32 protein-coding genes are annotated in these 23066 nt (G+C 57.5%); 10 read left to right on the top strand and 22 right to left on the bottom strand.

What is annotated here, in order from left to right:
• Positions 1–104: 104 nt before the first annotated feature.
• The 3 genes from pgeF to lgt are packed head-to-tail and all read right to left on the bottom strand — an operon-like array spanning position 105 to position 2822.
• The gene (pgeF, locus tag P8O11_RS03305) at positions 105–863 is read right to left on the bottom strand and encodes a peptidoglycan editing factor PgeF (protein ID WP_300291610.1); all 759 of its coding nucleotides are present in this window, start codon (positions 861–863) and stop codon (positions 105–107) included.
• Positions 853–1920, bottom strand: coding sequence for an SAM-dependent methyltransferase (locus tag P8O11_RS03300; protein WP_300291608.1), 1068 nt, complete (start codon positions 1918–1920; stop codon positions 853–855). Before P8O11_RS03300 ends, pgeF begins: the two co-directional genes overlap by 11 nt.
• Entirely contained in the window at positions 1917–2822 is a 906-nt protein-coding gene (gene lgt / locus P8O11_RS03295; RefSeq protein WP_300291606.1) for a prolipoprotein diacylglyceryl transferase, read from the bottom strand. Before lgt ends, P8O11_RS03300 begins: the two co-directional genes overlap by 4 nt.
• A 100-nt stretch (positions 2823–2922) precedes the next feature.
• On the opposite strand from lgt, the gene P8O11_RS03290 reads away from it, so the two are divergent.
• Genes P8O11_RS03290 through P8O11_RS03280 form a run of 3 tightly spaced genes read left to right on the top strand, consistent with a single transcriptional unit; the run spans position 2923 to position 4282 of the window.
• Positions 2923–3195 (top strand): accessory factor UbiK family protein, encoded by a 273-nt coding sequence (locus P8O11_RS03290; RefSeq protein WP_300291641.1) that lies wholly within the window; start codon positions 2923–2925, stop codon positions 3193–3195.
• Between the two features lie 38 nt (positions 3196–3233).
• Positions 3234–3869, top strand: coding sequence for a class I SAM-dependent methyltransferase (locus P8O11_RS03285; RefSeq protein WP_300291604.1), 636 nt, complete (start codon positions 3234–3236; stop codon positions 3867–3869).
• Entirely contained in the window at positions 3866–4282 is a 417-nt protein-coding gene (locus P8O11_RS03280; protein ID WP_300291602.1) for a VOC family protein, read from the top strand. Before P8O11_RS03285 ends, P8O11_RS03280 begins: the two co-directional genes overlap by 4 nt.
• Here the strand turns inward: P8O11_RS03280 and P8O11_RS03275 are convergent.
• The 12 genes from P8O11_RS03275 to folK form a co-directional block, all read right to left on the bottom strand.
• On the bottom strand, positions 4279–5688 hold the full coding sequence (locus tag P8O11_RS03275; protein ID WP_300291599.1) for an FAD-binding oxidoreductase: 1410 nt from the start codon (positions 5686–5688) through the stop codon (positions 4279–4281). The genes P8O11_RS03280 and P8O11_RS03275 overlap by 4 nt on opposite strands.
• Positions 5689–5714: 26 nt before the next feature.
• Positions 5715–6047, bottom strand: a complete 333-nt coding sequence (locus tag P8O11_RS03270) for a DUF1491 family protein (protein ID WP_089892014.1) — start codon at positions 6045–6047, stop codon at positions 5715–5717.
• Positions 6044–6952 carry a GTPase Era gene (gene era, locus P8O11_RS03265; protein WP_300291596.1) on the bottom strand — a complete coding sequence of 303 codons (909 nt, stop codon included), beginning with the start codon at positions 6950–6952 and terminating at the stop codon, positions 6044–6046. The genes P8O11_RS03270 and era overlap by 4 nt, the downstream gene beginning before the upstream one ends.
• Before the next feature lie 40 nt (positions 6953–6992).
• Positions 6993–7865: a DMT family transporter gene (locus P8O11_RS03260; RefSeq protein ID WP_300291594.1), complete on the bottom strand. Its 873-nt coding sequence runs from the start codon at positions 7863–7865 to the stop codon at positions 6993–6995.
• Positions 7862–8548, bottom strand: coding sequence for a ribonuclease III (gene rnc / locus P8O11_RS03255; RefSeq protein WP_300291592.1), 687 nt, complete (start codon positions 8546–8548; stop codon positions 7862–7864). Before rnc ends, P8O11_RS03260 begins: the two co-directional genes overlap by 4 nt.
• Complete coding sequence (gene lepB / locus P8O11_RS03250; protein WP_089892004.1) at positions 8545–9384, bottom strand: signal peptidase I; 840 nt, start codon at positions 9382–9384, stop codon at positions 8545–8547. Before lepB ends, rnc begins: the two co-directional genes overlap by 4 nt.
• A gap of 79 nt (positions 9385–9463) precedes the next feature.
• Positions 9464–9880, bottom strand: coding sequence for a holo-ACP synthase (gene acpS, locus P8O11_RS03245; protein WP_089892001.1), 417 nt, complete (start codon positions 9878–9880; stop codon positions 9464–9466).
• Entirely contained in the window at positions 9877–10626 is a 750-nt protein-coding gene (locus tag P8O11_RS03240; RefSeq protein WP_300291589.1) for a pyridoxine 5'-phosphate synthase, read from the bottom strand. The genes acpS and P8O11_RS03240 overlap by 4 nt, the downstream gene beginning before the upstream one ends.
• A 67-nt stretch (positions 10627–10693) precedes the next feature.
• Positions 10694–11344: a DUF2062 domain-containing protein gene (locus P8O11_RS03235; protein WP_089891994.1), complete on the bottom strand. Its 651-nt coding sequence runs from the start codon at positions 11342–11344 to the stop codon at positions 10694–10696.
• Between the two features lie 24 nt (positions 11345–11368).
• Positions 11369–13513 (bottom strand): bifunctional (p)ppGpp synthetase/guanosine-3',5'-bis(diphosphate) 3'-pyrophosphohydrolase, encoded by a 2145-nt coding sequence (locus P8O11_RS03230; protein ID WP_300291638.1) that lies wholly within the window; start codon positions 13511–13513, stop codon positions 11369–11371.
• Positions 13514–13540: 27 nt separating this feature from the next.
• Positions 13541–13894, bottom strand: a complete 354-nt coding sequence (rpoZ, locus tag P8O11_RS03225) for a DNA-directed RNA polymerase subunit omega (protein ID WP_300291584.1) — start codon at positions 13892–13894, stop codon at positions 13541–13543.
• Positions 13895–13970: 76 nt separating this feature from the next.
• The gene (gene folK / locus P8O11_RS03220) at positions 13971–14540 is read right to left on the bottom strand and encodes a 2-amino-4-hydroxy-6-hydroxymethyldihydropteridine diphosphokinase (protein ID WP_300291581.1); all 570 of its coding nucleotides are present in this window, start codon (positions 14538–14540) and stop codon (positions 13971–13973) included.
• A 136-nt stretch (positions 14541–14676) separates the two neighbouring features.
• On the opposite strand from folK, the gene P8O11_RS03215 reads away from it, so the two are divergent.
• The 6 genes from P8O11_RS03215 to P8O11_RS03190 all read left to right on the top strand — a co-directional run bounded on the left by P8O11_RS03215 (position 14677) and on the right by P8O11_RS03190 (position 18433).
• Positions 14677–15249 carry an NYN domain-containing protein gene (locus P8O11_RS03215; RefSeq protein WP_089893600.1) on the top strand — a complete coding sequence of 191 codons (573 nt, stop codon included), beginning with the start codon at positions 14677–14679 and terminating at the stop codon, positions 15247–15249.
• 114 nt (positions 15250–15363) lie between these two features.
• Positions 15364–16314 carry a 4-hydroxy-3-methylbut-2-enyl diphosphate reductase gene (gene ispH, locus P8O11_RS03210; RefSeq protein WP_273498585.1) on the top strand — a complete coding sequence of 317 codons (951 nt, stop codon included), beginning with the start codon at positions 15364–15366 and terminating at the stop codon, positions 16312–16314.
• Positions 16311–16763 carry a DUF3429 domain-containing protein gene (locus P8O11_RS03205; RefSeq protein ID WP_300291578.1) on the top strand — a complete coding sequence of 151 codons (453 nt, stop codon included), beginning with the start codon at positions 16311–16313 and terminating at the stop codon, positions 16761–16763. The genes ispH and P8O11_RS03205 overlap by 4 nt, the downstream gene beginning before the upstream one ends.
• Positions 16760–17353 (top strand): class I SAM-dependent methyltransferase, encoded by a 594-nt coding sequence (locus tag P8O11_RS03200; RefSeq protein WP_300291575.1) that lies wholly within the window; start codon positions 16760–16762, stop codon positions 17351–17353. The genes P8O11_RS03205 and P8O11_RS03200 overlap by 4 nt, the downstream gene beginning before the upstream one ends.
• On the top strand, positions 17346–17813 hold the full coding sequence (gene rnhA / locus P8O11_RS03195; RefSeq protein WP_300291573.1) for a ribonuclease HI: 468 nt from the start codon (positions 17346–17348) through the stop codon (positions 17811–17813). The genes P8O11_RS03200 and rnhA overlap by 8 nt, the downstream gene beginning before the upstream one ends.
• Positions 17810–18433 carry a trimeric intracellular cation channel family protein gene (locus P8O11_RS03190; RefSeq protein WP_300291571.1) on the top strand — a complete coding sequence of 208 codons (624 nt, stop codon included), beginning with the start codon at positions 17810–17812 and terminating at the stop codon, positions 18431–18433. The genes rnhA and P8O11_RS03190 overlap by 4 nt, the downstream gene beginning before the upstream one ends.
• On the opposite strand, the gene P8O11_RS03185 is transcribed toward P8O11_RS03190, so the two are convergent.
• The 6 genes from P8O11_RS03185 to def (P8O11_RS03160) are packed head-to-tail and all read right to left on the bottom strand — an operon-like array spanning position 18430 to position 21318.
• The gene (locus tag P8O11_RS03185; RefSeq protein WP_263764882.1) at positions 18430–18663 is read right to left on the bottom strand and encodes a GlsB/YeaQ/YmgE family stress response membrane protein; all 234 of its coding nucleotides are present in this window, start codon (positions 18661–18663) and stop codon (positions 18430–18432) included. The two genes, P8O11_RS03190 and P8O11_RS03185, sit on opposite strands and share 4 nt — an antisense overlap.
• On the bottom strand, positions 18664–18900 hold the full coding sequence (locus P8O11_RS03180; protein WP_300291568.1) for a hypothetical protein: 237 nt from the start codon (positions 18898–18900) through the stop codon (positions 18664–18666).
• Positions 18901–18912: 12 nt separating this feature from the next.
• Positions 18913–19821, bottom strand: coding sequence for a methionyl-tRNA formyltransferase (gene fmt / locus P8O11_RS03175; RefSeq protein ID WP_300291566.1), 909 nt, complete (start codon positions 19819–19821; stop codon positions 18913–18915).
• Complete coding sequence (gene def / locus P8O11_RS03170) at positions 19818–20312, bottom strand: peptide deformylase (RefSeq protein WP_300291563.1); 495 nt, start codon at positions 20310–20312, stop codon at positions 19818–19820. The genes fmt and def (P8O11_RS03170) overlap by 4 nt, the downstream gene beginning before the upstream one ends.
• Entirely contained in the window at positions 20309–20803 is a 495-nt protein-coding gene (gene def, locus P8O11_RS03165; protein WP_300291561.1) for a peptide deformylase, read from the bottom strand. Before def (P8O11_RS03165) ends, def (P8O11_RS03170) begins: the two co-directional genes overlap by 4 nt.
• Positions 20800–21318, bottom strand: a complete 519-nt coding sequence (gene def, locus P8O11_RS03160) for a peptide deformylase (RefSeq protein WP_300291559.1) — start codon at positions 21316–21318, stop codon at positions 20800–20802. Before def (P8O11_RS03160) ends, def (P8O11_RS03165) begins: the two co-directional genes overlap by 4 nt.
• A gap of 134 nt (positions 21319–21452) precedes the next feature.
• Here def (P8O11_RS03160) and P8O11_RS03155 point away from each other — a divergent pair, with 134 nt between their 5' ends.
• Complete coding sequence (locus tag P8O11_RS03155; protein WP_300291557.1) at positions 21453–22622, top strand: MalY/PatB family protein; 1170 nt, start codon at positions 21453–21455, stop codon at positions 22620–22622.
• Here P8O11_RS03155 and P8O11_RS03150 read toward each other — a convergent pair whose 3' ends face one another.
• Positions 22623–22988, bottom strand: coding sequence for a hypothetical protein (locus P8O11_RS03150; RefSeq protein ID WP_089891950.1), 366 nt, complete (start codon positions 22986–22988; stop codon positions 22623–22625).
• Between the last annotated feature and the right edge of the window lie 78 nt (positions 22989–23066).

The raw sequence follows: 23066 nt of genomic DNA, 5'->3' as shown, positions 1-23066 counted from the left end.
CAGGAGTAAATAAAGCCCCGAATTGGGGCGCAGATTGGGCGCATTGGAGACAATATTGAAGTGATTTGAAATTAAAACTGAGGCAAATGTGGCGGATCTTTTGCCTAGAGTCGGATCACTGAAACGAGGCGGCCATAGTCTTTTTCGCCGCGATGTGTGGTGCGACGGTAGCTGTAAAAGCGCTCCTCGTCCCCATAGGTGCAATGGCCTGTCCAGCGGGCTTCGCGGACACCTCGGGCGCGCAAGCGCGCAAGGCCGAAGGCGGGCAAATCAAAGAGGTATTTGTCAGGCGTTGCACCGCTTGAGAAAAAGCGTGTGCTTTCGGGGTCTTCATCAGTGAAGCGCTCGAAAAACTCGTGACCCACTTCATAGGCGCGTTGCGAAATGCAGGGGCCGATGACGGCGGTTATGTTGGAGGCTGTCGCGCCGAGAGCTTCCATGGCGTCGATTGTGGCTTCAAGCACGCCAGTCTGTGCGCCCTTCCAGCCTGCGTGGGCCGCGCCGATCACGCCAGCGGTTGTGTCAGCGAAGAGAACGGGCTGGCAATCGGCTGTGAGAATGGCGAGGCCAATACCTTTTGTCGCGGTGACCATTGCGTCGGCCTTGGGCTTCTCGGCGAGAGGCTCTGTGAGCGCAATTGCGTCTGCAGAATGGATTTGATGCACCGACGCGAGGGCCTCTGGGCCCAGATCAAGCGCATCGGCGACGCGGGCGCGGTTGAGCGCGACGATCTCGCTTTGGTCCGAGGAGCCTTGGCCACAGTTCAGCCCAGAAAAGATACCTGAAGATGCACCGCCCTTACGGGTGAAGAACCCGTGTTTGAACGTGGCGAGGCCTTCGTCGGTTATGATTTCAAGCACCATTTTGCAATCCTGCGGGGGCGGGCGCACCACTTGGCATGAGCGCCATCACTTTGAAGAGCGTCCCCATTTCTGCAGGGTGCGTCAAGCGGCGATGTGCGGCGATATGGCTTTCAAGCGCCGCTCCAGTGAGGTTTTGGGTGAGAGCTTGCGCGCGGGCGGTTATTCCGAGACGCTCCAAAAACACGCCTTGGGGCGTGAGGGGCGAATGCGCGGCAGGCTCTGCCGCCTGTGCGAGCACTTCAAAGTCAACGTGGGCTGTGAGATCGGCTGAGCCGAGGCTTTCGAGCGGGCTGACTTTTTCATGGGCTTTGACGGCTTGGAACGTGTCTCCGCTTGATCGCCAGTTTCCATAATCGATGATCAGAGCGCATCCGCCATGGTCGGCGATATGGGCGCCGATTTCGGAAGCGACGGCCTCGGCGGGGCCGCAGACTTCGACAAGATCGCCAATCTCGGTGTCATCCAACCGGTGTTCCAGAGCGGCAAGTTGGGTTGCGTCTGTGAGGCCGAAGGCAAGCGCCCTCTCCTCAAGCCCGATAACGCGCTCGCGCCAGCCTGCTTCATCACGGATAAACTGCCGAATGGGCAGGGCATCAAAGAACTCGTTTGCGACGAGAAGAAGCGGCTGAGGCTTCGGGGCAAAGGTATTTTCCCACGTGGGCGCATAGCCTGCGAGCGCCTCGGCCTGGCGTGCGCGAAGGGCCGGCGACGTTTCGATCAGGACAATTTCGGCTGCGGCGTGAAAGCCAGCCACGCCGCGTGTGGCGCGCAGGATATCGGCCATGAGCGTGCCACGGCCAGGGCCAAGCTCTGCAAGTGTGAAGGGGGCAGGCGCGCCCATATCGAGCCATGTTTGGGCAAGACAAAGCCCGATGAGCTCGCCGAACATCTGGGAGATTTCGGGGGCTGTTGTGAAGTCACCGCCTGCGCCGAGGGGGTCGCGGGTTGTGTAATACCCATGCTCAGGGTGCTGAAGGCAGAGCGCCATGAACTCAGCGAGGGTCAGGGGACCACTGGCGCGGATGAGCGCGGTGATATGGTTTTGAAGTGGGCTCATGCGATGCGTTGGCGCTTGGACCAGAGGATAATGAGCACACCGACAAAGACCATCGGGAGCGAGAGGAGCTGGCCCATAGTCAGTCCAAGGACAACATGGCCGAAGGGATTGTCAGGTGTCACGAATTGCGCGTCAGCTTGGCGGAAGTGCTCAACAATAAAACGCGCTGTGCCGTAGCCCGCGACGAAGACGCCTGTTACGAGGCCGCGGGTTTTGAGCGCGCCACGCGCGAAGGCGAGATAGAGCAGAACGAGGCCGAGGAGCGCGCCTTCAAGCGCGGCTTGGTAGAGCTGCGAGGGATGGCGCGTGAGCTCGGCGCCTGTGTAGAACCATTCGCCTGCTTTTTCACAACCTTGCAGAACCGTATTGTGACACATGGACGGGAATTTCATCGCCCATGGTACATCAGAGGGCCTGCCCCAGAGCTCGGCGTTGATAAAATTGGCCAATCGCCCGAGCATGAGGCCCCAAGGCACGCCGAGAGCGATTGTGTCGGCGGCGGCGATCTTGCTGACGCCATTGCGCACACACCAGACCCATGAGGCCACGACCACGCCGAGGAAGCCGCCGTGGAAGGCCATGCCGCCTTGCCAGACCTTGAGGATCTGGGAGGGGTTGGCGAGGTAGTAGGCGGGCTCGTAGAACAGCACAAAGCCGAGGCGGCCGCCAAGGATGATCCCGAAAATGATCCATGTGAGCAGGTCTTCAAGCTGTGGCTTGGTGAGGGGCGCTGTGCCGCTCCAGAGCGCGGGGCTGCTTACAGCGCGGATGCTGACGCGCCATGCGATGAGAATGCCGACGACATAGGCGAGCGCATACCATCGCAGAGAAAACTCCATGCTGCCGATGGGCAGGGTGAATATCTCGGGGGAGATTTCGGGGAAGGGGATTTGTTCCAACATGTCTCACGTTGTTGCCTGCCTTGAGGGCGCGGTCAAGCTTGAGAATGTGCGCGCGCTGCCCCATATAGGGGGTAAGCAATGTGCCAAGGAGGCAAGACCCGTGCAAACACGCAATAAAGTTCTGGATGATATTTCCCAGTTGATGACAAACGCGATGGGCGTGGCCCAAGGCGCAAAGACAGAGGCCGAGACGGCGCTGAAATCCATGATGGACCGCTGGCTTGCGGACCGTGATTTTGTGACCCGTGAGGAGTTTGACACGGTGCGCGCTATGGCGCAGAAGGCGCGCGAAGAGAACGAAGCTCTAAAAGCGCGGCTTGATGCGCTGGAAGCGGCAAAGCCTGCGGCGAAGAAGGCTGCGGCCAAAAAGTAAGGCTTGCCTGACAGAACAGGGACTGGTTCACTTTGCCTATGAGCCAAGATGAGCCAGACCTTGACGCAGCCTACGGGCTGAAAACCCCTGAAGACAGCAAGCGGCTCTATGCGGCTTGGGCCAAGACCTATGACGCGGGCTTTGCGGCTAGGATGGATTATTGCTTGCCCGAGCGGGTTGTGCAGGCGTTCGTTGCGTGCCGCCCGAGGGGGCCTGTGCTTGATATTGGTGCGGGAACAGGGCTTGTCGGGGCCCATCTTGCGGCGGCGGACCTGGGGCCAGTGGATGGCGTGGACATCAGCCAGGAGATGCTTGATGTGGCCGCAGAGCGCGGCGTTTATCGGCGGCTGTTTATAGGCGATATGACCGCGCGGCTTGATGTGGCGGATGGGACCTATCAAAGTGTTGTTTCGTCGGGGACGTTTACCACGGGGCATGTCGGTCCAGAGGCTCTGGACGAAGTGTTGCGGGTGGCAGCCAAGGGCGCGCAGATTGCGATTTCTGTAAGCAAGGCGCACTTTGAGGCGGCAGGGTTTGCCGAGAAGTTTGATGCATTGGCGGGGCGGATTACGGCTCTAGAGCTGAAGAGCGTGCGGATTTATGGCGACAAGGCAGAAGGCGACCATGCGCTGGATGAGGGGTATGTGGCGTTGTTTGGGAAGGCAGCAGGATGATTGCTTATGTCACTGTCGGGGCTGATGATATGGTGGCGGCAGAGCGGTTTTATTCAGCGTTTTTGCCTGCGCTCGGCTATCGGCTGGAGCGATATCACGGTGATTTGAGCTACATTCTCCCTGTTGCTGCGGGAGAGCGTGCCGTTTCGCCTGACTTTTATGTGAAAGCGCCGTTTGATGGCGGGCCCGCCACGGCGGGCAATGGCAATATGGTGGCGTTTGAGGCACGTGATCAGGCGCAGGTGCGCGCGCTCCATGCGGCAGCGCTGTCAGCGGGCGGAGCGGACGAGGGCCAGCCCGGCTTTCGCGAGAGCTATGGTCCGCAGTTTTACGTGGGCTATCTGCGCGATCCACAGGGCAACAAGATCGCTCTGTTTTCAAGCAACCCTGATGAGCGCGGGCGGGACGGCTAAATCGATCCGCCTTCGTCGGGAATAACTTTACCTGGGTTCATGATATTTTGCGGATCGAGCGCTTGTTTGATGGCGCGCATGGCGGCGAGCGCAGTTTTGTTTTTGCGGCGTGCCATTGAGGGGAGTTTGTAAGTCCCGATGCCGTGCTCGGCGGAGAAGCTGCCGCCGAACTTAAGCACGCAATCTTCGATGATTTCTGTCACTTCGTCTTTGCGCTCGGCTGTCATGTCAGCTGTTTTGACGGCGTAGTGCGCGTTTCCGTCGCCAAGATGCGCGACGATGATCACAAAAGGATCCGGGTCAATCTTGCGGATTTCTCCGTCAATCATATCAAGAACGGCTTCCATCTTGTCTGTTGGTACAGCGATATCGGCGCTTACCATGGGCATGAAGGGTATGCAGATTTCGGCGGCGGCCTCGCGGCGGGCCCACATCTCGCGGCGCTGCACTTCGTTTTGCGCGATCACTGCGTCGAGCACATCTCCGCTTTCCAAAAGAGCGCCAAGCGTGTCTTCAAGCGTGACCGAAACGGCAGGGTGGCCATCGGGGGCAAGGGCATCAGAACTTGCGCCGACTTCGACGAGGATATTGACATCATACTGCTCTTCAAACGGTGCGCGCGCGCTTTTGACGACCTTAAGATGCGTGTCGATGAAGCCTCGCGGCATGTATTCAAAGGCCTCAACGCTGCCGCCTGTGGCTGCTTGCAGTTTTGCCAATAGATCAAGTGCTGCGGGCAGACTTTTGACGGCGACCATGGCGGTTGCATAGGTGCGCGGTTTTGGGAACAGCTTGAGCACTGCACCTGTGATGATCCCAAGTGTGCCTTCGGCTCCGATGAAGAGATGCTTGAGATTGTAGCCTGAGTTGTCTTTGTGCAGCTCGCTCATAATATTCATGATCTCGCCGCTGGGCAAAACGACCTCCAGCCCTAGGCAGAGATCTCGCGTATTGCCATAGCGCAGGACATTGGAGCCGCCTGCATTTGTCGAGAGGTTTCCACCGATCATAGCGGAGCCTTGCGCGCCGAAGGTGAGCGGGAAGATGAGGCTGTGGTCATCAACCGCTTCGCGTAAATTAGAGAGGACGACGCCCGCTTCGACCACGGCGATACGCGCTTCGGGGCGGATTTCGCGAATTTTGTTCATCCGTTCCAGCGAGATCATGACGGCGCCCTCGGCACTTGTGCCAACGCAGAGGCCGGTATTGCCTGAGACAGGAACAACTGCGGTCTTGTTCGCACTCGCCAGTTTTACAACGGCCGAGACCTCTTCCGTACTGGCGGGGCGCACGACGGCGAGGGGCGTCCAGCTTTCCGTGTTCATCCAATCGTGGCTGTATTTGGCCATATCGGCCGCCGTCAGAACGTTGGTGTCTCCGACGATGGCTTTGAGTTGTTCTAGCATGTGCGCGCTCCCCTAATGCGGGGAGGTTAGTCCGACAATCCGACCTCATCAAGACAATGTCGCCCCTGACGGTCTTCCACTTCGATGACCCAGAGATCGGGGTCCATACTGCCCTGTTTGGCAAGCGAGGCATCGACTGTTGCCTCGTCTCCTTCGGCGAGCAGCTCCCAGCTGCGGCTGTCTGTGAGAAAGTCAAAACGGCGCTGGAAGGCCTGCGCGTGGCCATCAAGGGTGTTGAGTTTTATAAGCACCGCGCCTGCAGTATCGTCGCCATGTTTGACCACGAAAGCCGGGATATCATGGAGACGGAGGCGTGTGAGGTAGGCAGAGACCCAGAATTCCGAGGTCAGCCGTGTCACGCGTTGCCATCCTTGAAATCAAGGCCCATCTCGGAGTAGCGCTCGGCCTCATCCAGCCAGTTCGGGCGGACCTTGACCTGCAAGAACAGGTGGACCTTGCGCCCAAGAAATTCTTCGAGTTCCTCGCGCGATGCTTTGGAGACAGCCTTGATTGTCTCTCCGCGTTTGCCGAGCAGGATGCCTTTGTGGCCATCGCGCATGACATAGATGATCTGGTCAACGCGACAGGAGCCGTCTTTGCGCTCTTCCCAAGCTTCTGTTTCAACCGTCAGCTGGTAGGGCAGCTCTTGGTGCAATCTGAGCGTCAGCTTTTCGCGCGTCATTTCGGCAGCAATCATGCGCATTGGCAGATCGGCGATCTGATCTTCGGGGTAGAGCCAAGGGCCTTCGGGCAGCTCGGAGGCGAGCCATTCGCGCAGGGCGGGGACGCCATGACCGCGCTCAGCCGAAATCATGAAGGTTTTGACGAAAGGATGTAGAGAGTTCATTTGCTCGGTGAGTTGCAGCAGGGAGTCTGACTTAACCTTGTCGATCTTATTGATCGCTAGGGCTACTTTTTGATTAGGATTGAGGCCTTTGAGGCTCTCCAGAATGTGCTTTACGCCTTCTGAAATTCCGCGGTGTGCCTCGATCAGCATCACGACGATATCGGCATCTGCTGCGCCGCCCCATGCGGCGGCGACCATGGCACGGTCAAGCCTGCGGCGGGGCTTGAAGAGACCGGGGGTGTCGACAAAGACGATTTGGGCTTCGCCTTCGAGTGCGACGCCACGGATGCGGGCGCGTGTGGTTTGTACCTTGTGGGTGACAATACTCACTTTCGCGCCAACCATGCGGTTGAGCAGCGTAGATTTGCCAGCGTTCGGTTCTCCGATGAGGGCAACAAAGCCTGCGCGTGTGGTCATGTGATGGGCTCCAATAGGGTTGCGCGCTCTTTAACGGGTTTCATTGCCCGCTGCCAGCACTGCGTGCGCGGGAGAAGCTATAAAGGCCTGCGAGCACGATTATTGTGGCGCCAAGCAGTGTAAGCGGATCGGGGCGCTCGCCAAAAACAGTGAAGGCGATGAGCAGCGCGAAGACAAGCCGCGTGTAGCGGTAGGGTGCAACAAAGCCAACATCACCCGCTCGCATGGCGCGTGTGAGCGACGCATAGGCCAGCACGCCGACAATGGCAGCGCCAGCGGTAAGGAGTAGGCTTTGGCCTGTTGGAAGGCTGGGGACTGTGCTCTCAAGCGCTGAGAGCAAGAGGCCTGCGACTGTTAGAACCGCAAAACCGAGGCTGCCCAGCTGTGCTGTGGACATTGCGGGAGGGCTGGCGCGCGTGGCCAGATCGCGGCCCGCGAAGCCTATCGTGGCGAGAAGGGCATAGAGCGATGTGATCTGAAAGCTCTCAAAGCCCGGGCGGATCACGACGAGCACACCCAGAAAGCCCAAGGCCATCGCTATCCAGCGCCGCCAGCCGACGGCCTCACCAAAGATGAAAATTGCACCGAGCGTCACCACGATTGGAGCGGCCTGTAGGATTGCTGATGTGCTTGAGAGTGGCGCATGAGCGAGTGCGAGGCCGAAGAAAAGCCGCCCCATCAGCTCAAAGGCGGAGCGGATGAGCATTGTGCGCTTGAGGCAAGCGGGATGCCAGACGGCTTCGCCTGCGCGCAGCGACAGGCTGGCAAAGATGACAAGCCCCATGAGGCCAAAAGAAATCAGGGCCGAGCTAACAGATGTGAGTTGAGTGGCGGCTTTGAAGAAGCTGTCCTCAAGCGCAAACGCGCCCATGGCGAGGATCATAAAGCCCGCGCCCGTTTTGTTGGCGCTCATGAAGCGCTTTCGATTTGTGCCAGCAGAAGGGCGGCGGCCGCTTGCTCGGCGGCGCGCTTGGAGTTCGCTGTGGAGGCGGCGGTTTCACCGCTGGCAAGCCGCACTTCGATTGTGAACTCGGGCGCATGGTCTGGGCCTTGGCGCGCGGTTTCAACATATTTGGGCGGGTTTTGCTTGCGGGCCTGCGCCCATTCTTGCAGTGCGGTCTTCGGGTCGCGCGCATCGCTGTCGACAGTTTTGATGCGTTTCGCCCAGAGCTTAAGGATCAGGGCCTTGGCGGCGTCAAACCCGCCGTCGAGATAGACCGCAGCGATCACGGCTTCCATGGCGTCGCCGAGAAGCGCTGTTTTGCGTCGCCCACCTGACATCATCTCGGAGCGGCCCAGCTTGAGGACGGCGCCTATGTCTATATCGCGGGCAATGTCGGCACAGGTTTCTTTGCGCACGAGGGCGTTGTAGCGCGGCGCAAGCTGGCCTTCGCTGGCGGACATGTCGTCTTTGAGCAGGGCTTCTGAAATGACAAGACCAAGCACGCGATCCCCGAGGAACTCAAGGCGCTGGTTGTCGGGGCGTGTGGGCGAAGACATCGAGCTATGCGTGAGCGCACGATTGAGCAGCTCGGGGCGCGCGAAGTGATGCCCTAATACGCCTTCAAAGGCCTGAAGATCGGATGAAAGTTTCAATCTATTCTCTTGAAAAAGCGGTCAGCGCGCCATGTCCAGAAGTAGAGCATTGAGCTTCCGCCAGAGGAGAACATGACACGGTCGGCGCGGCCGATCAGATTTTCATAGGGAACAAAACCGACGCCACCAACACGCTGATCAAAGCGGCTGTCGGTTGAGTTGTCGCGATTGTCGCCCATGAAGAAGTAGTGGCCCGCGGGGACAGTGAAGACAGGGGTGGTGTCGGCGCGTTGATCGCCGATGTTGAGGATCGCGTGAGAGCGTCCGTTTGGCAGCGTTTCGATCTGGCGTGATTTGGTGCACTCGGCGCCCATACCGACCGAGCCATTTTCGCAGCGCGGGCGCATTCTCTGGGGGCCTTGCAGCTCGAATGTCTCGCTGAACACGCCATCATCCTGAAGTTTTACCGGGGTTCCGTTGATGCTGAGAACACCATTGGTGAGCTGTACCGTATCGCCGGGCAGGCCGATGAGGCGCTTGATGAAATCTGAGCCGTTGACTGGATGGCGGAAGACCACAACATCGCCGCGCTCGGGCTCACCGCCGAAGAGACGACCGTTTTCACCGCGTGACCAGCCGCAGACGTCCTCTGCATCTACGTTGATGCCAATGGCGGGCAGGCGCACCGATGGGCAAGAGGCGTAGGAGTAGCCGTAGGCCATTTTGTTTACAAAGAGGAAGTCGCCAATCAGCAACGTGTCTTTCATCGACCCTGATGGAATCCAGAAGGGCTGGAAGAAGAGGGTGCGAAACACCCCTGCGATGAGCAGGGCGTATACGATTGTCTTGATCGTTTCGACAAATCCGCCGCCGCTTTTTTTCTCTTCTGTGGTCATCAAATAAATCCCTAAAAGCTGAGAGCTACATGAGCCGCAAGGGCGAGGCTGTCAACCCAGAGGCCGCTTTGAGGGCGCTTTATGCCTGTGCTTCGGCTGCAATCGGGCGTGCCTCTATCACCACAAATGCTTGCGCCCACGGGTGATCATCCGTCAGGGTCACATGGATCAAGGCCTCGTGCCCCGCGGGTGTGAGAGCATCAAGGCGTTCCTTGGCCCAGCCCGTGACTTCCATGACGGGCTGGCCAGTGTGCAAATTGCTCACCCGCATGTCTTTCCAAGCGATACCCATGCGCAGGCCTGTGCCGAGCGCTTTGGAGCAGGCTTCTTTGGCAGCCCAACGTTTGGCGTAGGTTCCAGGTGTATCGGCGCGACGCTCGGCTTTGGCCTGTTCTGTTTCGGTAAAGACACGGTTGCGGAACCTGTCGCCAAATCGTTCGAGCGTGGCGGCTATGCGCTCGATATTGGCTAGATCGGTCCCGATGCCTAAGATCACCCGCGCACCTCGTCCATGAGCGCACGCATCTGGAGAATGGCGGCTTCCATGCCGATAAAGAGCGATTCGGCCATCAGGAAGTGCCCGATATTGAGCTCCATCACTTCAGGGATCGCGGCGATGGGCTTAACTGTTTCGAAGGTGAGGCCGTGGCCTGCGTGCACTTCAAGTCCGAGCGAATGCGCCAAAGTCGCGCCTTCGATCAGTGCCGCGAGCTCGGCGTCGCGTTTGCCAAAATTTCCTTCGTAGTGATAGTCGCAATACGCGCCTGTGTGCAGTTCGACCACGGCGGCCCCGATGCGGGCAGCCGCGCGGATCTGGCTTTCCTCATGGCCGATAAACAGCGAGATACGACAGCCTGCCTCGCGCAGGGGGGCGATAAAGCTGGCGAGGCGGTTGTCATCACCAGCCACATCAAGGCCACCTTCTGTTGTGCGCTCCTCGCGCTTTTCGGGCACGATACAGACGGCGTGTGGCTTGTGGGCCAGCGCGATGGACTGCATTTCAATGGTTGCGGCCATCTCGAAGTTGAGCGGTGTTGTGAGCGCAGCCATCAGCCCGTCAATATCTGCGTCGCGGATGTGGCGCCTGTCTTCGCGCAAGTGCGCTGTGATGCCATCCGCACCTGCCGCTTCGGCGAGCTTGGCCGCGCGCACGGGATCGGGATAGGCGCTGCCGCGGGCGTTGCGCACTGTGGCCACGTGGTCGATGTTTACGCCCAGTCGTAGTTTGTTGCTCTGTGCCATGATGGCTCCTATCGATTCGATGTATTCACCTAGATTTGATCAAATTCACGCAGGAAGCCCAAGAGTTTTATTCTGGTGCTTTGGCGCTTTGCTTTTCGAGCTTCTTTTTGCGCAGTGCTGCGAGCTTTTCCTTGATCCGCCCTTTGCGGCGGTTTTGATAGGCTCGGATCAGTGGCACTGCGATGTAATAGCAGATCGACGCGGTGATTATGCCCGGAATGATCCCGCCGATAAGGTAGGGGAAGAAGACCTCGTCATAAAACACAGATAGGCCGTGCCAATCTGCAGTCTCTTCTGTGAACATCGACATGAAGTTGTGCCATAGATCGCCGCCGGCTTCGGCGAATTTGCCTCCAAGCTTTTGCTCGGCGACCTCAAACTCTGTCCCCAAAAGCCAGTGACCCGTCTTCAGAGAGGCGACACCGATGGGAATATAGGTGAGCGGATTGCCAAAAAATGTTGCGAGAAGTGCTGCGATCAGATTGCCCTGCATCACGCGTGAAACGAGCGCTGCAACAATAAAGTGCATTCCGTAGAACGGCGTGAATGTTGTGAAAACACCTGCCCAGACGCCACGTGCAATCTTGTGAGGCGGATCGGGGAGCCGGTGCAAACGGTGACGGATATAGTGAAACGCGCGCGCCCATCCACCTTTAGGGTAGAGGGATTCTGCGATGACCTTCCACCACGCCCGTTTGTCTCGCCGTTTAAAGACCAAAACTTCTGTCCTTACCGTTTTTTGTTACTGCGCCTCAGCCCCGTTTTCAACGTTGCTGGCGTCGGGGTCAACAACCCGTTCGAGCAAGGCGATATCATTTTCCGCCTCCAGCACCGAGCTCAGCGTATGCAAATGTTCCGCGTCGCTTAAATCAACATCAAGCCGCAATTTGTAAAAGTCTGGTTTGCGATCCAGAAACACCAGGTTGGAGATATTGGCCTTGGTCTCACCGATCAAGGTGCAGACCCGTCCTAAAACGCCGGCATCATTGCCGATCGTCAATTCCAAGGTCACAGGATAGATTGCGGGGTGGTTGCCTGACTGCCAGTGGAGATCGAGCCAGCGCTCTGGCTGATCCTCAAAATCGCTGAGCCTGTCACAATCAATCCGATGTGCCACAACGCCTTTGCCACGATAGGTGATACCGACAATGCGCTCTCCCGGAAGCGGCTGACAGCAGGTGCCGCGCTGGAAATGTTGGTCCGAGGAAAGGCCGATGACGGCGCGCTCTGGGGGCACGGCTTCGGTGCGGTCTTCGATCAGGTCGGGGTAGACCGCCTGCACGACGCCGCGGGCCTCTATTTCGGCGCTGCCAAGACGGGCGAGCACTTCATCTCCATCCTCAAGGCGCAGCTTTTTGGCGGCACTGTTGAGCACTTTGTCGGTGGCTTTTTTACCGACGTTTTCAAAGGCGGCGCGGGCGATCTCGCGACCGAGTTTTATAAAGCGTTCACGGTCCATCTCGCGCAGGGCGCGGCGGATGGCGCTTTTGGCTTTGCCTGTTACGGCCATGTCGAGCCATGTCGGCTGCGGGGTCTGGCCCTCGGCTGTGATGATCTCGACAGACTGGCCGTTGCGAATACGGGTCCAAAGGGGAACGCGCATGTGATCAATCTTGGCGCCGACACAGGCATCGCCGATGCGAGTGTGAATCGCATAGCCAAAATCAAGCGGAGTCGCACCTCTGGGGAGCTTGATCACATCGCCCTTTGGCGAGAAACAGAATACCTGATCTGCGTACATTTCGAGTTTGACGATTTCAAGGAAGGCGTCGTGATCTTCCTCGGCGTCAAACTGCTCGGTCAGGCCAGACACCCATTTGACAGGGTCCACGGCGAAGGGGTTTTCGGTGCGCACACCGTCGCGGTAGGACCAATGCGCTGCGACGCCACTTTCGGCAACATCGTGCATTTGATAGGTGCGGATCTGAACTTCAACACGCTTGCCGTCACGGCCAGAAACGGTCGTATGGATCGAGCGATAGCCGTTGGATTTGGGTTGGCTGATATAGTCCTTGAAGCGTCCCGGGATGGCGCGCCAGCGTTGGTGAATCACACCAAGGATGCGGTAACAATCTGCTTCATTTTGCGCGATGATGCGGAAGCCGTAGATGTCGGACAGGCGGGAGAAGGCCAGTTCTTTTTCCTGCATCTTACGCCAGATCGAGTAGGGCTTTTTTGCGCGCCCGATAATCTGGGCTTCGATGCCCGCTTTGTCGAGCTCGAGGTTCATGTCGTTGGTGATTCGATCAATCACATCGTCGGTTTCGTTTTGCAGCGTTATGAAACGGCGCATGATCGAGGCGCGACCCTCTGGATTGAGAACTTTGAACGCAAGGTCTTCAAGCTCTTCGCGCATCCACTGCATACCCATACGGCCCGCAAGCGGAGCGTAAATGTCCATGGTCTCACGCGCTTTTTGCGCTTGTTTTTCAGGGCGCATGGCCTTGATCGTGCGCATGTTGTGCAAACGGTCAGCCAATTTGACAAAAATCACGCGCAGATCGCGCGACATGGCGATGAACAGCTTGCGAAAGTTCTCGGCCTGTTTTGTCTCGGTGGAGGAGAGCTGTAGATTGGTCAGCTTGGTGACGCCATCGACAAGATCAGCGACTTCACGGCCGAATTTATCTGTGACGATCTCGTAGGATGCGCCAGTGTCCTCGATTGTGTCATGCAAAAGGGCAGTGATGAGCGTGCTATCGTCCAGCCGCTGACCCGCCAGTATCTGTGCGACAGCAAAAGGGTGCGTGAAATATGATTCGCCAGAGTGACGCTTCTGGCCCTCATGCGCAGCTTTTGCAAAATCGTAGGCCTCGGCAATGAGGCGCTCGTTTGTTTTGGGGTTGTATGCGCGGACGAGGCTTAAAAGCTCATCGACTGGAGGAATCATCCGCTACATCACCTTGTTGGCAGGTTAGCCCTGACCTTGTGCTTCCATCAATTGGCGAAGGAGCTGCTCTTCTGTCATGTCGTCATCAGACGGCTTGTCAGCCTCAGCACCCATAAGAAGCGCCATAGCATCATCTTCAGGCTCATCAACTTCGATCTGTGTCTGGTTGATTTCGATCAGACGCTCGCGCAGATCGCCAGCTCTCTGAGTTTCGTCCGCGATTTCACGCAGGGCAACAACAGGGTTTTTGTCGTTGTCACGGTCTACTGTGAGCGACGCACCAGCAGAGATTTCGCGTGCGCGATGCGACGCAAGCATGACAAGCTCAAAGCGGTTTGGAACTTTGTCTACGCAATCTTCAACGGTCACACGGGCCATGGGTCACTCCAGATCAGTCTTGTGAAGGCTCGTATTTAGGAGCCTTGTGCCTGAAACACAAGGCCAAAAAGCCCCCTCACAAGGGCAAAACCAAGTCTTTTTCGCTGGCAGGCAGTGAAGCAAGCATCTCTTTGACGGAGAGTCCTGAGACTGGGTGGGTCCAATCAGGTGCAATCTCAGCAAGCGGGACAAGCACAAAAGCGCGCTCGGCGAGGCGCGGATGAGGCAGGATAAGCTCGCTTGGCGCATCGCTGCGCTGGGCGTCTGGGGGAAGGGTTTGCCATTGGGTATAGGTCTTTATATCAGGAAGAACACGCTGTCCGGCCGAAAGAAGATCAAGATCAAGGCATCGCATACCCCAGCGCTGGAGGCGCTCGCGGCCAAATTCCGCTTCAATGCCGTGCAAGTTCTGCAACACCTCTTGGGGCGATTTGTCAGAGGACAAGCATGCCGCTGCATTGACATAGTCGGGCCCTGCGCCAGCGGGGAAGCAGGGGGTCTGAAAAAAGCGGCTCACGGCCTCCACTTTGAGGCCCGTCTCTGGCAGGCGTTTGAGGGCAGCGCGCAGGGTGATCTCGGGGCCTCCGAGTGCGGACGGCATATTGCCGCCGAGAGCGATTAAGTATGTTTGTGCTTTGCTAGACACAGGCCTATCCTCGCGCTGATTTGTGTTGCCCTTCAAAGGGTTTTTTTAAAGAGTGTTATCTGTGTAGTAACGCTGCTTGCTTGACCGCTTAACAGTCTCGTTTTTTGCAAGCCAGTGGTTTTTGGAAGGACTTTTTATGTTTTACAAGGATGAGCGCTTGGCGCTGTTCATTGATGGGTCAAACTTATACGCCGCCGCAAAATCTCTCGGGTTTGATATCGACTATAAGTTGTTGCGCAGCGAATTTATGCGCCGTGGTAAGCTTTTGCGCGCGTTTTATTATACAGCTTTGCTGGAAAATGACGAATATTCGCCGATCCGCCCGCTGGTCGACTGGCTGAACTATAACGGCTTCAATATGGTCACTAAGCCAGCCAAGGAGTTCACCGACAGCCAAGGCCGCCGCAAAGTTAAGGGCAATATGGATATCGAGCTTGCTGTCGATGCGATGGAGCTTGCGCCGCACGTGGACCATATTGTGATTTTCTCTGGCGATGGTGACTTCCGCCCGCTCGTGGAAAGTTTGCAGCGCCAAGGTGTGCGGGTCTCTGTTGTGTCTACGATCCGCAGCCAGCCGCCTATGATCGCGGATGAGTTGCGCCGTCAGGCGGACAATTTCATCGAGCTGAACGATCTCAAAGACGTCATTGGGCGCCCGTCGCGCGAGGACGTTCTGGGGGACGACGGCGATCTTGATGATCTCGACTAGGTTTTAGGCCAAAGCGGGGCGCGATTGTCTTTGGAGGCCGCGCCCTTTTTTTTGTCCGTAGGTCTGGACCTGCGCAGGCGCATCGCTTAGCTCAGGGGAAAGAGGAGCGCGCCGATGAAAAAACCACCTCTCAAAGTTATTCTTGCCGCCCCGCGCGGCTTTTGTGCGGGGGTCGACCGCGCCATCAAGATTGTCGAGATGGCAATCGAGAAATGGGGCGCGCCTGTCTATGTGCGCCACGAGATTGTGCACAACAAATATGTTGTCGACGATTTGCGCGCCAAAGGCGCTGTTTTTGTCGAGGAACTTGAAGATTGCCCCGATGATCGCCCTGTTATCTTTTCGGCGCATGGTGTGCCGAAGGCTGTGCCTGCCGAGGCTGCGCGGCGCGAGATGGTTTTTGTCGATGCGACTTGCCCGCTTGTGAGCAAGGTCCATATCGAGGCGGAGCGCCATCACGATGCAGGCTTGCAGATCATCATGATTGGTCACGAGGGCCATCCTGAAACTGTCGGGACGATGGGACAACTGCCTGAGGGCGAGGTTTTGCTTGTGGAAACAGAGGCGGACGTGGGCGGCGTGGCTGTGCGTGACGCAGCCAAGCTTGCGTTTGTGACGCAAACCACTTTGTCTGTTGATGACACAGCGGGCATTGTTGCAGCCCTTCAAGCACGCTTTCCGAAGATCGTTGGCCCGCACAAAGAGGACATCTGCTACGCGACAACCAACCGTCAGGAGGCAGTGAAGGCCATGGCGGGGCGCGTCGATGCGATGCTTGTTGTCGGTGCGCCAAATTCGTCTAATTCGCAGCGGCTTGTTGAAGTTGGCTCCAATGCGGGGTGTGGCTATTCGCAGCTCGTACAGCGGGCGGCCAATATCGACTGGCGTGCGCTTGAGGGGATCAACTCCATTGGAATCACAGCGGGCGCCTCGGCCCCTGAGCTTTTGGTGCAGGAAGTGATTGACGCACTGGGCGCGCGCTATGAGCTTGATATTGAAGTGCTCGAAACGGCCAAAGAAAACGTTGAATTCAAAGTGCCGCGTGTTTTGAGGACGCCAGCATGAGCTCGGCTTCGCGGCGTATTCCGCGCGCGCCGCTTGTCTTGGGTCTTGCCGGGCTGCTGCCCTTTCTCTGGGGCGCGCTCACAGCGCATTTGGGCAGCTTTGGTGCAGAGGCGTTTTTGGGTGAGCGGCTCATCGGCCTTGCGGCACTGGTCACTTACGGCACGGTAATTTTGTGTTTTATGTCGGGCATTCTTTGGGGCTTTTCTATGCAACTGACGGGAGCGGTCGCAACACGAGGCTACCTATTCTCTGTGTTGCCGGCGCTGTGGGCTTTTTTCTGTGTCGGTGGTGAGGCATCACTTCTGGCTTTGATGGCGGGCTTTGCGGCTCTTCTTGCTTTGGATTTTTGGTTTGTTCGCACAGGCGCCGCGCCTGTCTGGTGGATGTCGCTGCGCGTTCTGCTTACCTCAGTTGTGTTGGCCTGTCTGCTCTTGGGACTGTTGGTATGAGTGCGGATGCGAAGACACTGGCGATTTATGATGCGAAGGCTGCGGACTACGCAAAAATTGTTGTGAGTAAGGCTGAACACAAAAGCCTAATTGGCTTTGTTGAGGATTTGCCAAAGGGCGCGCATGTGCTGGATTTGGGCTGCGGTCCTGGGCACTACGCAGCTGAAATGCTCAAGCGCGGGTGCACTGTGGATGCCGTTGATGGTTCTGCGGCGATGGTTGCTCTGGCGCAGGACGTTGAGGGGCTGAATGCAACACAGGCTCTATTTGATGACTTGGACGCAGCTGAAACATACGATGGCGTATGGGCGAGCTTCTCGCTCTTGCATGCGCCGCGCAAGAAGCTGCCGCAGCATCTGGGCCAGATCAAACGCGCCTTGAAGCCTGGTGGGGTATTCCACATCGGCATGAAGCTCGGTGATGCTGAGGCGCGAGATGCGTTGGGGCGGGCCTATACCTATGTGAGCGAGCCTGAGCTTCTAGAGCTTTTGACCGATGCGGGCTTTGAGCCCTATGATATCTTTAAAGGAGAGGGGACTGGCTTGTCTGGATCCATCGATAAATTCATTCTGGTGCGCGCCCATGGCTGAGCTTTTTGCCTATACGGACGGCGCCTGTTCGGGCAACCCCGGTCCAGGAGGCTGGGGGGTGCTTTTGCGCGCGGTCGAGGGGGAAGCTGTGCTCAAGGAGCGTGAGCTCAAGGGCGGTGAAGCGGATACAACGAACAACCGCATGGAGCTCTTGGCTGCGATCAACGCATTGGAACGGCTTGAAAAACCATCTCGCCTGACTGTTGTTACAGACAGTGCCTATGTCAAAAATGGCGTAACAGGCTGGATCTTTGGCTGGAAGCGCAACGGCTGGAAGACCTCTAACAAAAAGCCAGTGAAAAATGTTGATCTCTGGCAGCGTCTCGACGCGGCGCAGGAGCGCCACAGTGTAACTTGGAAGTGGATCAAAGGGCATGCGGGCCATGCTGAGAACGAGCGCGCTGACGAGCTTGCACGCGCGGGTATGGCGCCATTCAAACCGTCGCGGAAAGAGGCATGAGTGCGCTTGCTCTGCTGGACTATACATCGGTCTTTATCTTTGCGCTGACAGGGGCTCTGGCGGCCTCGCGCGCGCAGCTTGATATTATTGGATTTGCATTTCTGGCTTCGCTGACGGCGGTTGGCGGTGGCACTTTGCGTGACCTTTTGCTCGACAGAAACCCTGTGTTCTGGATTGCTCAGCCTGAGCACATAGCGATCGCTTGTGTCGCAGCGGGTCTGATTTTCTTTACGGCGCATTTGTTTGAAAGCCGCGCACGGCTTTTGCTTTGGCTTGACGCTTTGGCGCTTGGTGTTGCAGTTGCGGCGGGAGTGGGTGTGGCGATGTCACTTGGCCACGGCGCGCCTGTGGTGCTCCTTATGGGTGTGATGACAGGGACATTTGGCGGGCTGATGCGCGATGTCGTGGCCAACGAGGTTCCAATGGTGTTGCGGCAGGGAGAACTTTACGTTTCTGCAGCTTTTGGCGGAGCCGTTGTGGCGCTTTTGTCTGCCAATGTTTCGGGTGCGCCACTGGTTGTGCTTGGCTCTTGTGTCCTGAGCACATTTGTTTTGCGAGCGGGATCTATCGCTTTTGGCTGGCGCCTGCCTGTTTACCGCGCACGGCCCCCTAAGCTCTAACGTTTAAAGTATTTTTGCCAAACCCATATCACGAGCATCGCGCCCATGACCGCGCCGATCAGGCCGCCGAGCATCCCCATGACGCTTAACAAAAAGCGCAGAAGAAAGCCGCCGATCAGCGCACCTGCTATACCGATCGCCATGGTCGTGACGATGTCGGTTTCAAGGCGCATCATGCGAGTTGCGAGAAAACCTGCCGCTGCGCCGATGATGATCAGATAGAGTGCCATCTACTTCCTCCAATGCGTTGGAATAATGACCAATGCGCCGATGGATGCGGCGATCGCGTTTATTCCGTGACTGCTGAAGCCTATATTGAACATCAGGCTTATGAAGTAAAAAACAAAGGCACCGCCGACACAGATGATGATCGATTGGAGGATACCGTTGCGGGTGAAGCCCGAGCGCTCGCTCAGATAGCCGACGATACCAGCGATCACGACTGTTCCGATCATGGAGGGAAACATAGGGTTTGCTCCTTAGCTGAGGCGCGCCCCCTTGGGGAGCGGCGTGCCGCGTGTGAACTCAGAGATATCTTGCGCCTGACTGCCCGCTTTTTGCAAGCGCAGCAGTTCGACCGCGCCAGCGCCACAAGCGACATGCGCTGGCGTATGGATGATCTCGCCTGCTTCTCCGCTCCCCTCGGACATGCGGGAGGCAAGAATTTTGAGGCGCGCTCCATTGAGTTCGCACCACGCTCCCGGGAAGGGAGACAGGCCGCGAATTTGACGGTCGATCTCGTCAGAGGATTGGGTCCAATCGATGCGGGCTTCGTCTTTGCGGATTTTTTCGGCGTATGTGACGCCCGTATCGGGCTGGGCGACGGGTGTGAGGGTCGGTAATGTGTCCAGAGCTGCAACGATCGCCTCAGAGCCAAGGGCAGAGAGGCGGTCATGGAGTTGAAGTGTGGTCTCTTCCGCGCCAATCTGGGTCGCTGTGCGCAAAAGCACAGGGCCTGTGTCAAGGCCAGCTTCCATCTGCATAATGCAAACGCCTGTGTCCGTGTCCCCGGCCATAATCGCGCGGTGGATGGGTGCCGCGCCGCGCCAACGCGGCAAGAGGGAGGCGTGGATATTGAGACAACCATACGCAGGCGTATCCAAAATAGCTTGCGGTAAAATCAACCCATAGGCGACCACCACGGCCACTTCGGGTTTGAGGTCGGCGAAGTCCTTTTGCGCCTCTTCGGACTTGAGCGAAACAGGATGGCGAACATCTAGCCCAAGTTCTAGAGCGCGTGTATGGACGGCTGTGGGGCGCTCTTTTTTGCCTCGCCCTGCCGGGCGAGGGGGCTGACAATAGACCGCGGCAATCTCGTGACCGGCCTTGACCAGCGCGTCCAGAACGGGAACGCTAAAGTCAGGAGAACCCATAAAAACAAGCCTCATGAGAGCTTCCTTGCACGGCGCAGAAGCATGTCGCGCTTCACTTTTGAGAGACGGTCAAAATACATTTGGCCGTTGAGGTGGTCGATTTGGTGTTGGACGGAAGTGGCCCAGAGGCCGACGTAGTCGCGGCGCTCGATGATGCCTTCGGCGTTAAGGAAGCGTACGCTGACTCCGCGGGGGCGTTTGATGACGGCTGACACACCGGGGAGATTCGGGCTGGCCTCGTCATGCTCACGAAAGACGCCGCTGGCGTCGATGATCTCGGGGTTTGCCATGAGCACAGCTTTGCCGCGTTCTTCGCTCGCATCTACGACTGCAAGGCGCAGCATCACGCCGATTTGGGGTGCGGCAAGACCGACACCGGGCATGGCTTCCATTGTGTCGACCATATCGGACCAGATGGCGCGGATTTCATCGGTTATGGCGTCAACGGCTGCGGCCTCGGTGCGCAGGCGTTTGTCGGGCCAAGGGATACAGAGTCTGGCTGTCATGTGTGCGCTTTCAGGTAAGGCGTTTCGAGGTCAGTGCGCAGATCAGGCGATACGCGGTCAAAGTGAAGCTTGCCATCGAGATGATCAAACTCGTGCTGGATAATACGGGCCTCTGCGCCGCCAAACTGCGCTGCCTGTGGCGCACCATGCTCATCGCGCCAGCGCACAAAGACACTTGAGGGGCGCAGAACAGGCACACCCACATCAGGCACAGAAAGGCACATTTCTTCCAATGAAGCGGGTTCACCACAAGGCTCGATCTCGGGGTTGATCATAATGCGCGGTGTGGGCGTGCCCTCTTTCCAGCCTGCGTCCATGACAAATAGACGCTCAAGGACGTCGACTTGTGGGCCAGCGAGGCCACGGCCCTTGGCGGCATACATCGTGTCAAACATATCATTCAGTAGCGTTTCGCAGGTGGGCGCATCGACAGGGGCGCAGACCGTAGAGAGGCGCGGATCAGGCCACTGAACGATAGGCAAAACGCTCATGTGCGCATCATCTCACGTTTGAGCTTCTGCATTTTGCGGGTGATCATCTGGCGGCGCATGGCGCCGAGATAATCAATGAAGAGCTTGCCATTGAGGTGGTCAATCTCGTGCTGCACACAGGTCGCCCAGAGGCCATCGAAAGTATCGCTCTGCTCGCGTCCGTCGCGGTCGATCCAACGCACATCAACGGCCTTGGGGCGGGTCACTTCGCCGTATTGGTCAGGGATCGAGAGGCAGCCTTCGTCATAGGTGTTTGTTTCGTCTGACGCGGCCACAATTTCCGGATTGAACATGACCATCGGCTTGGGCGTCTCGCCTTCTTCCTTGACGCAATCCAGTACGATAACGCGCGAGAGAACCCCGATCTGGGGCGCGGCAAGGCCAATGCCTGGTGCCTCGTACATGGTCACGAGCATATCGTCGCCAAGTTTGCGCAGATCATCCGAAAGGTCTGGCACAGGAGCGCAGACCTTTTTGAGGCGGGGGTCGGGGTGTATCAGAATAGGCCTTTTCATAGGGCTCATTTAGGCGATGCGGCGGGGCACTGCAACACGCTGTGCAACATGGTCTTGCACTCGTTTTTTAATCGGCTAGCTTTTGCGCAGGCCAAATATGGGCCGACCACGAGCCCAACACTGGAGAGCACGCCATGAATTTTGACGAGATTATCGACCGCAAGGGCACCCATTCTACGAAATGGGACATGATGGACAAACTCTACAATGTGCCTGCGGAAGACGGGATCGCCATGTGGGTTGCAGATATGGACTTTCGCCCACCCGCTTGTGTGCAAAACGCGCTGCAGGGGATGCTGGATCACGGGATTTACGGCTATTACGGCGGCGATACAGAGTACCGTGCGGCGATCTGCTGGTGGATGAAAACCTGTCATGGCTGGGAGGTTGATCCCGCTGCGATCTTTACGACCCACGGGCTCGTGAATGGCACAGCGCTTTGTGTGGACACATGGACCGAAAAGGGCGACGGGGTCGTGCTCTTCACGCCCGTCTATCATGCTTTGGCCAAAGTGATTAAAGCCAATGGCCGGCGCGTTGTTGAATGCCCTTTGGTGCTTGAGAACGGGCGCTACGAAATGGACTTTGATAACTATGATGCGCTGCTGGATGGCTCAGAGAAGATGGTCATTCTCTGCTCGCCTCATAACCCTGGCGGGCGTGTCTGGAATGAGGCTGAGTTGAAGCAGGTGGCTGAGTTTGCCAAGAAGCATGATCTGATTCTGGTGTCTGATGAAGTCCACCATGATCTTGTAATGCCTGAGGCCAAGCATACCGCAATGGCCAATATCGAGGGGATCGAGGACCGCCTTGTTATGATGACGGCGACAACCAAGACCTTCAACATCGCAGGTGGGCATTCGGGCAATGTGATTATCCCGAACGAGACGTTGCGCGCTGAGTTTGGCGCGAAGATGATGGCGCTGGGCATTTCGGCAAACTCTTTTGGGCTTGAGATGGCCGAGGCGGCCTATAGCCCTGAGGGTGCGGAGTGGGTTGATGCGCTTGTGACTTATATCAATGGGAACCGTGAGATATTTGATGCGGGGATCAACAGTATCCCTGGCTTGAAGTCGATGCCGCTTGAGGCGACCTATCTGGCGTGGGTTGATTTTGAAGACACAGGCATGAGCCGTGAAGAGTTTACCCGCCGTGTAGAGGAAGACGCCAAGATCGCAGCCAACCATGGCCCAACGTTTGGCACAGGTGGGGAGAGCTTCATGCGCTTCAACTTGGCCACACCACGCGCCTATGTTGAGCAGGCGGTGGAGCGGCTTCAGAAAGCTTTTGCTGATCTGCAATGATCAATGGAGTGAGGGTGCCGCCTTGCCGATAAGGGCCACGGGCGCGTTTTCGTCGCGCTCGTAATCCAGCGGGGCTTTGTCTTGCGCTTGGGTGGCGCGCTTGAACTCATAGTGCATCATATCGCCTTCGGCCTCGGTGGCGATGATCAATCCGTTCATCAAATGTTTGGTTCCATCGTAGATATCCACCAGCCCTCGCAGCTTAGGCGCGCCTGAGACATCAAGCGCAAAGCCTTTGTCCCACAACTTGAGGATTGGATATTGGGTCTCCCCCATCTGCACGCGCAGACGCGAGGACTTTTTCATTGCGGCTTTGCGGGCAGCCTTGAGAGCAGCCTCGATCTCGGGGGATAGATAATCAGTCATTGTGTGCGCCTTTCCTGTGCCTGTTAGATTTGCACGGTTTGGTTGAGAAACAAGTAACGAATTCTTTCTACGCGCTTA

The sequence above is a fragment of the Lentibacter sp. genome (genome assembly GCF_029254145.1).
Taxonomy (GTDB): Bacteria; Pseudomonadota; Alphaproteobacteria; order Rhodobacterales; family Rhodobacteraceae; genus Lentibacter.
This window is presented reverse-complemented; position numbering and strand designations above follow the sequence as displayed.